Genomic DNA, 13,047 nt, shown 5'->3' on the forward strand with positions numbered 1-13,047 from the left:
GCCTTCTCCGGGTAAGGAAAGGCGTTGTTGCGTCAATGGGCAAAGGGATAGAGCTTCCAATAGGCCTTGACGAGCCGCCAACGGTTGGCCAGCCCTTCGGGTTCGAAGATGAGGAAGAGCACCAGCACCAGCCCGAAGACGCCTTCCTTCATGGCCAGCAGGGCGCCGCTTAGGTCGGTGAAGGCCGCGCCGGCGTGTTGGGCCAGGAAATTGAGGCACTCCGGCAGGATGGTGATGAAGACCGCGCCGAACACGCCGCCGATGACGCTGCCCAGGCCCCCGATGATGATCATGGCCAGATAGCTGACCGACAGCCCGATGCCGAACTGTTCCGGGGTGATGTACATGGTGTAGCTGGCCCACAGCGCCCCGCCGACGCCGGCCAGGAAGGAACTCAGGCCAAAGGCCCGCAGCTTGTAGGCGAAAAGGTCCACGCCCACGATCTCGGCCGAGAGGTGGTAGTCGCGGATGGCGACAAAAGCCCGGCCCAGGCGGGTGCGCATGACGTTGGAAACGGCCAGCACGCACAGCACGGCCACGCCCAGGGTCAGATAGAACATCTTGAGGTCGGTGTCGAAAGCGAAGCCGGCGATGGACGGCGCGTCCAAGGCCATGCCGCCCGAGCCGCCGGTGACGGCGTCCCAGTGCAGGAACACGTATTCGAGGATGAGCTGGGCGGCCAGGGTGGCGATGGCCAGATAGATGCCCTTGAGGCGCAGGGAGGGCAGGCCGAAGACCATGCCGGTGAGGGCCGTGACCAGCCCGGCCCCGGGCAGGGCCAGCACAAAGGGCAGGCCCAGGTTGGCCAAATAGGCGGCGGTATAGGCTCCGACGCCGAAAAACGCGCCGTGGCCCAGGGAAATCTGGCCGCAGGAGCCGGTGAGGAGATTGAGGGACACCGCGCCGATGACCGAGATGTTGATCAGGCACAGGATGGAGACGAGGTACTTGTTCATGGCCCAGGGGGCCAGGCACAGGGCCGCGAAGAACAGGGCCAGGGCGATTTTCTGGAACCGGCTGGGAAAGAGCTGGGCCTCGCCGGCATAGGTTCGGAAAAACAGGCCGCATTGTCCGTGCATGGGCTACACCCGCTCGATTTCCCGGGCGCCGAAGAGCCCGTAGGGTTTGATCATGAGGATAAGGACCAGGAAGATGAAGGCGGCCACGTCCTTAAATCCCCCCAGGCCCAGGAATTCCTTGGCCGCGCCGTCGCAGACGTTCTCCAGCACCCCGATGACCAGGCCGCCCAGGGCCGCGCCGAGCAGGCTGTCCAGCCCCCCCAGGATCACGGCCGGGAAGACTTTGAGGCCCAGGTGCCCGAGCTGGGCGTTTATGCCGTTGATGTTGCCCAGGATGATGCCGCCGATGGAGGAGACCATGGCGGCGATGCACCAGGACAGGGCGAAGATGTTTTTGATGCCGATGCCCATGCTGGCGGCGGCCTGCTGGTCAAAGGCCGTGGCCCGCATGGCGATGCCCAGGCGCGAGTATTTGAAAAAGGCCGAGAAGATGAGGAACAGGATGATGGAGAGGGCAAAGGCGGCCAGATAGACCGGGGCCACGGGCAACCCGGCGATCATCACCGGCTCCTGGGGCAACACCGGCGGGAACACCTGGATTTGCGTGCCCCAGAAAAGCTGGACCAGGGATTTGAGCACCGAGGACAGGCCGATGGTGACCATGATGACGCTTATTATGGGTTCGCCGATCATGGGGCGCAGGATCAGGCGTTCGATGGCGATGCCCAGAATAAACGAGAAGGCGAGCGTCAGGAAAAAGGCGGCCAAAAAGGGCAGCTTGGCCTGGACGGTCAGGGAAAAGCAGATGTAGGCCCCGACCATGACCAGCTCGCCCTGGGCGAAATTGACCACCTTGGTGGCCTTGTAGATAATGACGAAGCCCAGGGCCACCAGACTGTAAATGCTGCCGATGACCAGACCCGAAACGAGCAGTTGCAGGTAGTATTCCACGACATTTCCTCATGTTTCGGCCGCGTCGCGCGGCCGGGTGCGGCCGTCTCGTGCCGCGTCCCCTTGACTCGACGAACGTATGACTCAAGGGACGCGGCGCTAGGCCACGTCTTCCAGGCGCAGTTCGCCGCACATCTCCCGGACGCTGCCGTCCTGGTATTTGATCTCGGCCCGAAGATGAAGCGTACAGGCGTCGGCGTAGAGGGCCTCGATAAGGCCGGCGTAACGCTGCCCGACCACGGCCCGGCGCACCTTGCGGGTGCGGGTCAGCTCGCCGTCGTCGGCGTCGAGTTCCTTGAACAGCAGGGCAAAGCGTTTCACGCGCATTTCCGGGGCCAGGGCGGCGTTTAGGCCGGCGATTTCGTCGCGTACCAATGCGTAGACCTCGGCCTTGGCGGCCAGGTCCTGATACGTGGTGTAGGTCAGGCCCCGGGATTCGGCCCAGCGGCCGACGATCTCGGCGTCGATGCAGACGATGGCGGCCAGATGGCCGCGGCCGTGGCCCAGGACCACGGCTTCCTTGACGTAGGGCGAGAACTTGAGCTTGTTCTCCATGAACTGCGGCGAGAACTTGAAGCCACCCTCCAGGGCCATGACGTCCTTGACCCGGTCGATGACCACCAGCCGGCCGGCCTCGTCGAAATAGCCGGCGTCGCCCGAGCGCAGGCGGCCGTCGTCGGTCAGGGTCTCGGCCGTGGCTTCGGGGTTTTTGTAGTAGCCAAGAAAGACCGACGGGCTTTTGGACAGGATCTCGCCGTCTGCGGCAATGGTCAGCTCGGTGTCCGGGATGGGCTGGCCCACCGAAGTGAAATCCACGGCCCCGTCGCGGTGGATGCAGGAGATGCCGGCGATTTCGGTCTGGCCGTATATCTGCTTGAGATTGACGCCCATGGCGTGGAAAAAGCGGAAAGCGTCGGGACCAAGGGCCGCGCCTCCGGTGCTGGCCGAACGGACGTTGGAAAAGCCGAGCCGGTCTTTAAGCGCCCGGAAAAGGCAGGCCCAGGCGAGAAAATAGGCCAGACGCAGGGTCAGGCCCGGCTTGCGGCCGGCAAAGCGGGCATCGGCGTAGCGGATGCCGATGGGCAGGAATTTTTCGTAGAGAAAGCGTTTGAGCGGCGTAGTCTCCATGATCTTGACCCGCACCCGGGCGGCCAGATTTTCCCAGACGCGCGGGGGGGAGAAGATGACGTGGGGACCGATCTCCCGGATGTTTTCCTGCACCGTGTCCGGGTCTTCGGGGAAATTGACCGTGAAGCCGAAAAGGAGCGCCGAGGCGGCGGCCATCATCTGTTCGCCCATCCAGGCCAGCGGCAAAAAGGAGATGAATTCGTCAGTCTCGCGCTTGGCGTCCACCAGCCCCAGGTTGTGGGCCATGGCCAGGAGGTTTTTATGCGAGAGCAGGGCCAGCTTGGGCCGGCCGGTGGTGCCGGAGGTGGTGGCGATGAGGCAGGGATCGTCCGGAGACAGTTCCCGGGTCCAGGCCTCGAACTGCCCGGCCTGGTCGCGGCCGAGTTCGCGCACGGCCTCGAAGCTGACCAGCCCGGGTTCGTCCAGTCCGGCCAATCCCTTGGGATCGTGATAGACGATGTGGGCCAGATGGGGCAGCTCGGGGCGGATGCCCAGGATCTTGTCCACCTGCTCCTGGTCCTCGGCGACGACCAGCCTTGCTTCGGACAGTTGGAAGATGTGGGCGATCTCCTCGGCCGGGGCGTCCTGGTACAGGCCCAGGGCAATGCCGCCCAGGGCCTGGATGGCCAGCTCGGCAAAGAGCCATTCCGGCCGGTTGTCGCCGATAAGGATGATGATGTCGCCCCGGCCCAGGCCGTATTTTTTGAGGCCGCCTGCAAATTCGGCCGCGGCGGCGAGGTAGTCGCTCCAGGAAAAGCGCTGCCACACGCCCCACTGTTTTTCGCGCAGGGCGGTCTTTGCGCCATGGGCGCGGGCGCGCCGCAGCAGCAGGCCGGGCAGGGTGTCGTCGTAGGGTTTCGGGGCGTCGCCCATTGTCACATCCGCGTATCGGTTATCGGTTGCCGGACGCCTAGCGTCCCAGAAAAACCGCGTCTTCGCCGCCGAGGTAGGCGGCTACCACGGCCGGATCGGCCATGACCGCTTCGGGCGGGCCTTCGGCCAGCACCCGACCGAAATCCAGGACCACCACCTTGCTGGAGATGTCCATGACCACGCCCATGTCGTGCTCGACGAGCAGCACGGTCATGCCCCATTCTTCATTGATATCGAGGATATAACGGGCCATGTCCTCGGTTTCCTCAAGATTCATGCCGGCCATGGGTTCATCCAGCAAAATGAGGTCGGATTCGGCAGCCATGGCTCGGCCGAGTTCCACCCGTTTTTGCACGCCGTAGGGCAGCTTGCCGGCTGGATGGTGGCGGTAGGGCGAAAGCCGCAGAAAATCGATGACATCCTCCACCCGGCGGCGGTGGGCGTCCTCGGCCCGGCGGGCCGGCCCGAAGTAGAGGATGGAGGCCAGCAGGCCGTAGTCCATGCGGGCGTGGCGGCCGACCATGAGATTATCGAGCACCGAAAGGCCCTTAAACAGCGCGATATTTTGAAAGGTGCGCGACAGGCCAAGGCTGGTGCGGGCGTGGGCCGGCACGGCCAGCAGATCGCGCCCGCCCAGGCTGATCCTCCCGGAGTCCGGGGTGTAGCGGCCGCTTATGCAGTTGAGCATGCTGGTCTTGCCGGCGCCGTTGGGGCCAATGAGCGAGACGATGCCGCCTTTGTCCACGGTGAAGCCGACGCCGGTCAGGGCCGCGATGCCCCGGAAGGTCAGGGTGACGTTGTCGATTTCCAGAAAGGGCATCAGCTCGTCCACTCCTCTTCAAAGTCGGCGGCGGAAACGAGCTTGTACCCCTTGCGTTCGATGGCCCCGGCCACCAGATACGGATCGTCCACAGCCAGCCGGATGACCACCATGCGCCGGTCGTTGTGATAAAAGGTGCCTGTGGCGATGATGCTGACGCCAAGATCGTTGATGATGCCGGAGACTTCATGAAGGACGCCGGTGCGGTCTTCCACCTCGAAGACAATGCGCGAACCGCCTTGCTTCAGCCCCATTTCCTCGACCAGCACGTCAAGCATGACCGAGCGGGTGATGTAGCCCACGAGCTTTTGCTGGTCGCCCACCACGGCCAGTCCGGCCAGATTCTTTTGGTGCATGATTTCGGCGGCCTGCTCGATCTCCATTTCCGGATGCACGGCGATGATGTCCTTGCGCATGATTTTTTGCACGGTGAGCTTGGACAGGAGGTAGAGCGCCTCGTGCTTTTCCAGGGTGGTCATGATGGAGGGCAGGGCCAGGGCGATGTCTTCCTTGCGCACGTAGCCGAGCAGCTTCCTGTCGTCGTCAACGACAAGAAGCATCCAGAAATCGCTGCCTGTAAGCAGTTTGTCCGCGTCAAGAACCGGCGTTTGCGGCGTGACTTTTTTGAAGTCCTTGAGCATCTTGAGACCGACGTACATAATTCGCCCTCCCATGGAAGGATGCGATGCGTGCGCGCCTCCGCTGCTGTGCAGGGAAGCTTGGAAAGGAGCCCTGTGCTGATGGTGCTGATGAGAACCGTCGAAAGAAATTTCATTGTTAACGTATTGAACAATAAAACATGTTATTTCCTTTGTGTGTCTCGGTCAAGGCTGAAACAATGTAGTTGTGTTAGAAACAGTTGGCATGCGTAGCAGTTTGTGCCCATGCTGTGCTTTCGTCATGGCGCTGTGGTTTCGAAGCGTCCCTGATTCCGCTTTCTGCTCGCTAGTCATTGTCAATATTCTGATTTTTACTAATAAGTTAAGCCAGCCAGTGCGGCATTGGTCTGCGGGCAGCCTGACGCTGGCATGGCGCATCAGCTTGCCCACGGCCGCGACCATGCCTCCTCCGTGTCGGATGTGTATGACGCATCGAAATCGGAAGCCGTATAGAGCCGCCACTGCCGAATCTGCCTCGCACACTTCTGGCCGACATGGCTGGCGCGGAGCGGGCGGTTTCAAGCGCGCTTGGACTTTTGTTTGCTCGTGAGCGGTTTGAGCGAAGCGGTCTGGCGAAGGTGGTGCTGTCGGACGCCGCCTTAGAGGCAACTGCGCCCCTGAAGTACGGGCTTACCCGTCCTGGCGACTGTTCGGCGGCGGATCGCCGGAATGCAATATCTATCCGGCGAAGGACGGTTTCGTCGCGGTTGCTGCCCTGGAGGCATGTTTCCGTGAGCGGCTGTTCGCCTAACTCGGCGGGGTGAGTACGGCCGGAGAACTGTAACCGGTCAATCAACCCCTTCTTACGCCGCTTGAGTTTTCTGTCATGGTTTATCCCACAGGAGGGCGACCATGGCAGCGTCATCAGCAGAGCTCAGTTTCGAGAAGGCGGCGTACTGGTCTGAACATATTGAGGCTTGGCATCGTAGCGGCCTGAGCCAGGGGGCTTACTGCCGGCGGCAGGGTCTTTCCCAAAGTTCCATGGGCTATTGGCGGAAGCGTTTGGAGGCAGCGACTGGCAAGGAGGGCGCGTCCTGCGTCACCCTCGTTCCCGTGCCTCTGCCGGCGTCGGCCCAGGCGGACATGGCAACCGTGCCGGCACCGATCCTAGTGCACGTGGGCAACGCCTTTCGCATCGAGATCAGAGGCAACTTCGCCGCGCCGGTGCTGGAAAAGCTTGTCCGCACGCTGACACGGCTATGATGTCGCCGGTAAGCGGCGTCCGGGTTTATTTGGCTCTGGGAGCCACAGACATGCGCAAGTCCATCGACGGGCTGTCCATCCTGGTTTCACGGCAGCTGCAACTCGATCCGTTTGCCGGTCACCTTTTCGGCTTTTGCAACCGCAGCCGGACGATCATCAAGCTGCTCTACTGGGATCGCAACGGCTTTTGTCTGTGGCACAAGCGTCTGGAGCGGCATGTGTTTCGCTGGCCAACCCGCGAGGCGGAGGTGCTTGCCATTGACTCCCGGCAACTGGCCTGGCTGCTTGATGGTCTCGATCCCCTGGCCGTGACGGGACACTCCCGTCTGGAGTATTCGACGCTCTTTTAGACAGTATTGCCTTGATTAAATTGAATAATAATGAGAGATTGTTCGGGCCGTGGACATCAATTCCCTCCCTGACGACCCTGCCGCACTGAAAGCTCTCATTGTCAACATGGCTGCCAGTCAGGCTGACCAGCAAGAGCACATCGTCCAACTTGAGCAGCGCCTTCAGCTCCTGAACCTGATCATTTACGGCCCGAAGTCCGAGAAAAAGCCCCGTACCGGCCAGGAGCAGCAGCTCTCCCTGTTCGACGAGGCCGAGCAGACTGCGGAGGAGCACAAACCGCAGACCTTCGAGGAGGCCTGCGCCCCGGCGAGCACCCGCCGCAAACGCGGCCGTCGCCCCATCCCTGCGGATCTGCCCCGGGTGGAGATCATCCACGACCTGCCGGAATCGGAGAAGACCTGCCCCTGCGGCGCTGAGCTGGTCCGCATCGGTGAGGAAGTCAGCGAAAAGCTCGACATCGTGCCGGCCAAAATCCAGGTCATCCGCCACATCCGGCCAAAATACGCCTGCCGTACCTGCGAAGGTGTGGAGGACGATGGGCCGACGGTGAAAACCGCGCCCATGCCACCCCAAATCATCCCCCAGGGCATCGTGACTCAGGGCCTTTTGGCCCATGTCGCCGTGGCCAAGTATGCCGACGCGCTGCCCCTGTACCGCCAGGAGGATCAGTTCGCTCGCCTGGGGCTGGACATCTCCCGGGGAACCCTGGCTGGCTGGATGATCCGCGTAGCCAAGTCCTGCGATCCGCTCATCGACATGATCATCGCTGAAATTCGTTCCGGCCCCATCGTCAACATGGACGAAACCACGGTCCAGGTGCTTGCCGAACCAGGCCGGGCCAACACCACGAAATCATTTATGTGGGTCGCCCGGGGCGGAACACCGGGAAAACCGGTCGTCCTGTTTCGCTATCATCCGACCCGGGCCGGCAGCGTGGCTGCGGAAATTCTTGGCGATTTCAAAGGCTATCTGCAGACCGACGGCTACAGCGGCTATGAGGCCCTGGGCGAACGGGAAGGCCTGCGCCATCTCGGCTGTTTGGCCCATGTCCGGCGCAAGTTCGTCGAGGTCGAGAAGTCCGCTGGCAAGAAGGCCAAAGGCGGCACGGCCCATGCCGTCCTCGATCTGATCGGCAAACTCTACGGCGTGGAGCACCAAGCCGAAAGGCAACAGCTCAATCCGGAGCAGATCAAGGTCCTGCGAGCCGAAAAATCCAGGCCGATCCTGGACAAGCTTAAGGCGCTGCTCGATGCACGCGCCGCCACCACCCCGCCCAAGAGTCTGCTCGGCAAGGCCATTGGCTATGCTATCAAACAGTGGGAGCGGTTGGTCGTCTACCTGGAAGACGGCCGACTGCGTCCGGACAACAACCTGGCCGAAAACGCCATCCGCCCCTTTGCCGTGGGCCGCAAAAACTGGCTGTTCTCAGGCCATCCGCGCGGAGCCGACGCCTCGGCCACCATCTACTCCCTCATCGAAACGGCCAAGGCCAACGGGCTGGAGCCATACCGCTACCTGCGCCACCTCTTCGAGCACTTGCCGGCGGCAACCACTGACGCCCAACGCAAGGCCCTCCTGCCCCAGTACAGCGATCCTCAAAGCCTCATCATACCTGCCTGAGCTTATCCTGCTTCCTGCTCGCCCTAACAAGACGCGCCTTATTGAGCGCTTACGCTTCTCCAAAAGGAGGCGATACTCGAGATATATCGCAAGGAAGACCGTAACCAGCCAAATTAATGATATTTTCATTAAATTGGCCAACTCCTGGCAAACACTGCGAACGGCTGCATACCCCGGCTTTTCAGACCGCTGAGAAAGGGGAGGATTACCCTGCAATCCCAGGATGATAGCTTATCCACCCGGTTATCCAACGAGAAAAGAGGCTACGGATTGGCTCCGTAACCCCTTGAAAGAACTGGTCGGGATGAGAGGATTTGAACCTTCGCCCCCTGACCCCCTGGAAACCATCAAAATACTATCTTCTGTAATCATTGAATAAATTTTTGAATTTCACAACAAATCCGGACGATTTTACGACGTTTCCCGACATGATTGTCGTAAAGGGTGTCGTAAAGCCGGCAAGCGCTTTGATCCGGTACTTGATGATGAGGCCAGCGGTACATGCACTGCGGCTGCACCTCCGAGTGGACAAGGCCCGGACCTAACGACTGATGATACGGTCATGTCATGGGGCGGCGCGCATGGGTTCAATCCAATCCACAAGCTGCGCGCCTTTGGACGTAAAGCGCAGGGCAGCCTTGCCAACCAGCAATTCCGTACCGCCCGTTTTCTCACCATATTCGTTGATATCTGCCTCAGCCACCCCCTGACCGCGCCACTTGATAAATGACATCACCCAGCGAACGCCGAGGCTATTCCCTTTGTACGGCTCAAAAACAAAGTTCCCGGACCCTTTCGGCGATTCCACAAGGGACAGACCCGCAAAGACTGGCTCGAAAGCCTTCCCGTTCCAGCGAATGCGGTTAAATGCGCTGACGGAAACATCCGATTGGCCGATTGGCGCCAATATTTCCACCTGCGCGCCGCCGTCGAGGTTGCCGACGAGTTCCGGCCAGGACACGCCGCTGTGGTGGCAATAAAAAAACAGGGGGGTCGCAGGCCCGCGCACGTCATACACGTCGCCGACAGGCCCCAGCCACAACGTGTCCCCCGATCCAGACAGCACCCGGATTCTTGCCCCACCGCCAAAGAGGTCGGGAACATCCTCCAAAGCGATAACCCCCTGCCCAGCGTCAGGTCCGAGGTCAGCCTCAAAACGACGCGGCATCTCCCTGGCACAACGGAATTCTCCCGGATCGTTCTGCGCGGCGATATATTGCTCCACGGGGACCAAGCATTTGACATGCACAACCCCCCGTTTGCCGTCGTAACGCTCCACCTCGGCCCAGGCATTTTCCAAGCCGAGAATGCGAACCCACTCTCCGGCGTCAAGCGTGCCGAGAATCCTGGCCGTTTTATGGTCACGCCCACCCGCCGCACGCAGATTGTTCCCATTATCCACGCTTACCGCCACCTGCCCGGGCTGCAAGAGCTGGCCCCAGGCAATGGTCATAGGCAACAGTGCTGCTACACAACCCACAGCCAGAAGCAAACGGCGAAACACCGCGCCCGATGCCGCGAAATACGCCATGTGCCCCATAGCCCCTCCTCGTTGTTTGGGTGGTTGCACCGGGCGGCACGTTCTCCTGTCCGGCGTGCCGCGAGTCCGCTCAACCGGGGTCCCGCACCGGCCGTACCTTGGACGCGGCCAGGGCAAGCCCCCTCTCCACCAACTTCTCCACTTCGGCGTAGTTGTCAGGACGACAATACAGCCGGACATGCCGGAACCACTTATCACGTAGACTGATGACCGCAGGTCCTGGCGAGAAACGCACGCGACGCAATTCAGCGAACTCCAGGCGAGTGTTTTCCTGGGCTCGCGCCAGAAGGCCCGCTCCCGCCACCCCGGGCTTGCCCGCCAGGAGCCCCAGCAGCATGGCCAGACGGTTTCCCGCTTTAGCCCTGCGGCTGGCCACCAGGGCATTGACCCCGTCCTTGTCGATGACAAAGGCCAATTCCATACGGTTGCGAAAAACGATCAGCATAATCACTACAAACAGTACGGTAATACCGGCGCAGACAAGTCCGAAGAGCTGACAAACGCCCCACAACACCCCGAGGTCCCGGGCGAAAAGGCCGATCAGACAGGCCACCAGCATCATGACGCCATACGTCAACAGCATCCAGCGAGCAAAATCGAAAAGCATGAAGCGGTTGGTAAGCAGAGGGACGGTGATGTCCCAGGACAACAGCGGCGTTATCACTTCAGATTTGACGATGCGGCTCATACTACCCCTGGCCGGATGGTTATCATGGTGTTGGGTCGAAAAATACGTATGACCACTTTTTAAAAGAGTGGCAAACTGGACCGATGGCGTCAATGACCGTCAGAGTAATGAATGTTGGCATTCCGACGACCGGCATGACATTCCTTAGCCTTGCGGCACAGACGCCCTCTATCCTGTGAATTATTCCAAACAAATTACTTTCATCGCAACAAATCTTGTCTTTTGGTTGAAAACACCAAACAAATCATCATCCACAAGCCACTTCAGCTATTTTTACGAAGTACTTCACGAAGGAAACATCTACCATATCGACATGTTGCACAACACCTCACCATGCGCGATCAACTTAACAAAACACGTTCTCCGGACGAGGCCATACACCGTAGACAGATAAACCATGATCTTGTAATCAACAACGGCAAGGGATCTTAATCCAACCTACCCGAGGTATGCGGCCATGACGACCAATACGTTGAAAAACATGGTATGGCATACCTCAACCCTTTTGATATATTTCATTCTTTTGTGTCTTGGCGCACCGGCCGAGGCCGGCACCATTGCGAGCGGTCGCCTGGAATGGACGGCCCTTGGGCTCACCTCATTTGACGCGGGTGGCGAAACATACCCTTTTACCATTACAGGGCCAGGCACACTCGTCGTCACGCTCACTATCAGCCCCTATTATGCCAGGGACAACTCCAGCTCTCGAGACAAATTGTTACAGTATGACAACGACGGCTGGAAGGCCGTCAAATCCGAATCGTGGTTTGACGACCGCCCCCGTTCGGCCTTTTCGAGTGACCCACAGCCCGATGGTTCCATACGGGTCTATAAATCCCGTGTCGAATACCAGATACCTGCACAAACTTTTTCCAGAAAATTCCACCTGATTGAGCCCAAAAAATGTGGCCTTGCCGATTGCAGCCGCCGGGCGGCGGCAGCGGCTTTTACAGCGGAGTTCATACCCCAGGGCCAAGTCCCAGCCGGCAAATCCGGTACCTCGGCGACTCCTTCCGCGTCCACGGGGCTTGAGCGGGGGATTGACCGGCCAGGACTGGACCTGCAGTGCGTTTTCCCATCCCCCTCGGCCACAGCCTGCCAAAGCCTGTGCCAAGACACCGATGCATGCATGGCCTTTACCTGGGTCAAGCCCGGGCATGTCCAACAAGCGCCCTTCAATGGAAATTCCATATGCTGCATGAAAAAAGCCGTGCCCAAGGCCCGTCAGGACGACTGCTGCGTTTCCGGGGTCAAATAACCGCTTCAAGTGAGCAGCCTATGGCGCGACGCTGTTTGCTGACCAGTCTTTTGCTCGTTTTCGTGACGACCGCGCCGCTTCGGGCAGAAGTTGCGATCCCCCCGCTGGTCTACACCCTGGGCGACGCGGTGATGTTCAAGACCGGGGGCCAGTCCATAATGCTTGGCCATGGAAGCCAACCTACCCTCTCGCCGGAAGCACGCCAGGCTGCCTGGGTAGAACATGGCGACGACCCGGCCCAGGCGCGGCTGATGTTGTGCGATATCGCCTCCGGCAACGCCAGCATACTGGCCAAGCCCGGCGGGAACCTGCATTCCCCGAGTTTCTCCCCGGACGGAGGGAACGTCATTTTCGTTCGCCGAACTGAAACCGGTCAGTCTGAATTGTGGTCCGTACGCCCGGGCGAAAAACCGCGAAAGCTGGCCCAGGCCGGCGGTCTAGCCGGCGACGACTTCTTCGAGCCTGTGTTCTCGCTGGCCGATGGCCGCATTCTCTACCACGACTTGGAATCTCTCTACTCGATGAGCCTAACCGGCCAGAAAAACAACCAAACGCCACTTAAGAACTTCAATCAAGGGCATACAGGGGCCTTCACCAGCACCGCCCGCTTCATCCCAAGACCTAACTCCACGACACTGGCTTTTTCCATGTCAGTCGAAGGCTCCCCGCTTTTCCGCAAGAAAGTTCCAGATTTGAGCTCCGCGCTATTTCTCTACGACCCTCAATCCAGAAGCGCCTCGCGACTCACCCCGCATAACATAACTGCCTTTGCCCCAGCCTGGACAACAGATGGCCAGGCTCTGGTATTCACCGGGTACAGCGACAAGCACGCGGGTACCGCTAGGCCATTTCGAATTTGGATGATTCGACCTGGCCAGCCTCCCGTGGACATGGGGCCAGGTGAAGATCCTAGGCCGGCCTCTGGTCCTTAAGCCCT

13 protein-coding genes are annotated in these 13,047 nt (G+C 60.3%); 5 read left to right on the forward strand and 8 right to left on the reverse strand.

The window, feature by feature from the left end; all coding sequences use genetic code 11:
- Window positions 1–32: 32 nt before the first annotated feature.
- The 6 genes from DMR_RS04395 to DMR_RS24250 form a co-directional block, all read right to left on the reverse strand.
- Window positions 33–1,079, reverse strand: coding sequence for a branched-chain amino acid ABC transporter permease (locus DMR_RS04395; RefSeq protein ID WP_012750471.1), 1,047 nt, complete (start codon window positions 1,077–1,079; stop codon window positions 33–35).
- Window positions 1,080–1,082: 3 nt separating this feature from the next.
- On the reverse strand, window positions 1,083–1,970 hold the full coding sequence (locus DMR_RS04400; RefSeq protein ID WP_012750472.1) for a branched-chain amino acid ABC transporter permease: 888 nt from the start codon (window positions 1,968–1,970) through the stop codon (window positions 1,083–1,085).
- Window positions 1,971–2,069: 99 nt separating this feature from the next.
- Window positions 2,070–3,971 carry an AMP-binding protein gene (locus DMR_RS04405; RefSeq protein WP_043600070.1) on the reverse strand — a complete coding sequence of 634 codons (1,902 nt, stop codon included), beginning with the start codon at window positions 3,969–3,971 and terminating at the stop codon, window positions 2,070–2,072.
- A 37-nt stretch (window positions 3,972–4,008) separates the two neighbouring features.
- Window positions 4,009–4,791 (reverse strand): ABC transporter ATP-binding protein, encoded by a 783-nt coding sequence (locus tag DMR_RS04410; RefSeq protein WP_012750474.1) that lies wholly within the window; start codon window positions 4,789–4,791, stop codon window positions 4,009–4,011.
- Window positions 4,791–5,450 (reverse strand): CBS domain-containing protein, encoded by a 660-nt coding sequence (locus DMR_RS04415; RefSeq protein ID WP_012750475.1) that lies wholly within the window; start codon window positions 5,448–5,450, stop codon window positions 4,791–4,793. The genes DMR_RS04410 and DMR_RS04415 overlap by 1 nt, the downstream gene beginning before the upstream one ends.
- A 165-nt stretch (window positions 5,451–5,615) precedes the next feature.
- Window positions 5,616–5,852, reverse strand: coding sequence for a hypothetical protein (locus DMR_RS24250; protein WP_148208355.1), 237 nt, complete (start codon window positions 5,850–5,852; stop codon window positions 5,616–5,618).
- A gap of 450 nt (window positions 5,853–6,302) precedes the next feature.
- Between DMR_RS24250 and tnpA the strand changes: the two genes are divergently transcribed.
- The 3 genes from tnpA to tnpC all read left to right on the forward strand — a co-directional run bounded on the left by tnpA (window position 6,303) and on the right by tnpC (window position 8,624).
- Window positions 6,303–6,653: an IS66 family insertion sequence element accessory protein TnpA gene (gene tnpA, locus DMR_RS25725; protein ID WP_012750476.1), complete on the forward strand. Its 351-nt coding sequence runs from the start codon at window positions 6,303–6,305 to the stop codon at window positions 6,651–6,653.
- Window positions 6,653–7,003 carry an IS66 family insertion sequence element accessory protein TnpB gene (gene tnpB, locus DMR_RS04425; RefSeq protein WP_268741126.1) on the forward strand — a complete coding sequence of 117 codons (351 nt, stop codon included), beginning with the start codon at window positions 6,653–6,655 and terminating at the stop codon, window positions 7,001–7,003. The genes tnpA and tnpB overlap by 1 nt, the downstream gene beginning before the upstream one ends.
- Window positions 7,004–7,109: 106 nt before the next feature.
- Window positions 7,110–8,624, forward strand: a complete 1,515-nt coding sequence (tnpC, locus tag DMR_RS04430) for an IS66 family transposase (protein WP_232502917.1) — start codon at window positions 7,110–7,112, stop codon at window positions 8,622–8,624.
- A gap of 565 nt (window positions 8,625–9,189) precedes the next feature.
- Here tnpC and DMR_RS04435 read toward each other — a convergent pair.
- Both DMR_RS04435 and DMR_RS04440 read right to left on the reverse strand, forming a co-directional pair.
- Window positions 9,190–10,155: an SH3 domain-containing protein gene (locus DMR_RS04435; RefSeq protein WP_232502874.1), complete on the reverse strand. Its 966-nt coding sequence runs from the start codon at window positions 10,153–10,155 to the stop codon at window positions 9,190–9,192.
- 79 nt (window positions 10,156–10,234) lie between these two features.
- Window positions 10,235–10,852 (reverse strand): hypothetical protein, encoded by a 618-nt coding sequence (locus DMR_RS04440; RefSeq protein ID WP_012750480.1) that lies wholly within the window; start codon window positions 10,850–10,852, stop codon window positions 10,235–10,237.
- 457 nt (window positions 10,853–11,309) lie between these two features.
- On the opposite strand from DMR_RS04440, the gene DMR_RS22910 reads away from it, so the two are divergent.
- On the forward strand, window positions 11,310–12,110 hold the full coding sequence (locus DMR_RS22910) for a PAN domain-containing protein (protein ID WP_081429569.1): 801 nt from the start codon (window positions 11,310–11,312) through the stop codon (window positions 12,108–12,110).
- On the forward strand, window positions 12,044–13,042 hold the full coding sequence (locus DMR_RS04445; RefSeq protein ID WP_232502875.1) for a biopolymer transporter Tol: 999 nt from the start codon (window positions 12,044–12,046) through the stop codon (window positions 13,040–13,042). The genes DMR_RS22910 and DMR_RS04445 overlap by 67 nt, the downstream gene beginning before the upstream one ends.
- Window positions 13,043–13,047 lie beyond the last annotated feature (5 nt).

The sequence above is a fragment of the Solidesulfovibrio magneticus RS-1 genome, assembly GCF_000010665.1.
Taxonomy (GTDB): Bacteria; Desulfobacterota; Desulfovibrionia; order Desulfovibrionales; family Desulfovibrionaceae; genus Solidesulfovibrio; species Solidesulfovibrio magneticus.

What these genes read in the sequence shown, in the direction of transcription:
- DMR_RS24250 (WP_148208355.1), bottom strand. Translation starts at nt 5,852, where the DNA reads ATGGTCGCGGCCGTGGGCAAGCTGATGCGCCATGCCAGCGTCAGGCTG.
- DMR_RS22910 (WP_081429569.1), top strand. Translation starts at nt 11,310, where the DNA reads ATGACGACCAATACGTTGAAAAACATGGTATGGCATACCTCAACCCTT.
- DMR_RS04410 (WP_012750474.1), bottom strand. Translation starts at nt 4,791, where the DNA reads ATGCCCTTTCTGGAAATCGACAACGTCACCCTGACCTTCCGGGGCATC.
- tnpB (WP_268741126.1), top strand. Translation starts at nt 6,653, where the DNA reads ATGTCGCCGGTAAGCGGCGTCCGGGTTTATTTGGCTCTGGGAGCCACA.
- DMR_RS04435 (WP_232502874.1), bottom strand. Translation starts at nt 10,155, where the DNA reads ATGGCGTATTTCGCGGCATCGGGCGCGGTGTTTCGCCGTTTGCTTCTG.
- tnpA (WP_012750476.1), top strand. Translation starts at nt 6,303, where the DNA reads ATGGCAGCGTCATCAGCAGAGCTCAGTTTCGAGAAGGCGGCGTACTGG.
- tnpC (WP_232502917.1), top strand. Translation starts at nt 7,110, where the DNA reads ATGGCTGCCAGTCAGGCTGACCAGCAAGAGCACATCGTCCAACTTGAG.
- DMR_RS04445 (WP_232502875.1), top strand. Translation starts at nt 12,044, where the DNA reads ATGCTGCATGAAAAAAGCCGTGCCCAAGGCCCGTCAGGACGACTGCTG.
- DMR_RS04395 (WP_012750471.1), bottom strand. Translation starts at nt 1,079, where the DNA reads ATGCACGGACAATGCGGCCTGTTTTTCCGAACCTATGCCGGCGAGGCC.
- DMR_RS04440 (WP_012750480.1), bottom strand. Translation starts at nt 10,852, where the DNA reads ATGAGCCGCATCGTCAAATCTGAAGTGATAACGCCGCTGTTGTCCTGG.
- DMR_RS04405 (WP_043600070.1), bottom strand. Translation starts at nt 3,971, where the DNA reads ATGGGCGACGCCCCGAAACCCTACGACGACACCCTGCCCGGCCTGCTG.
- DMR_RS04415 (WP_012750475.1), bottom strand. Translation starts at nt 5,450, where the DNA reads ATGTACGTCGGTCTCAAGATGCTCAAGGACTTCAAAAAAGTCACGCCG.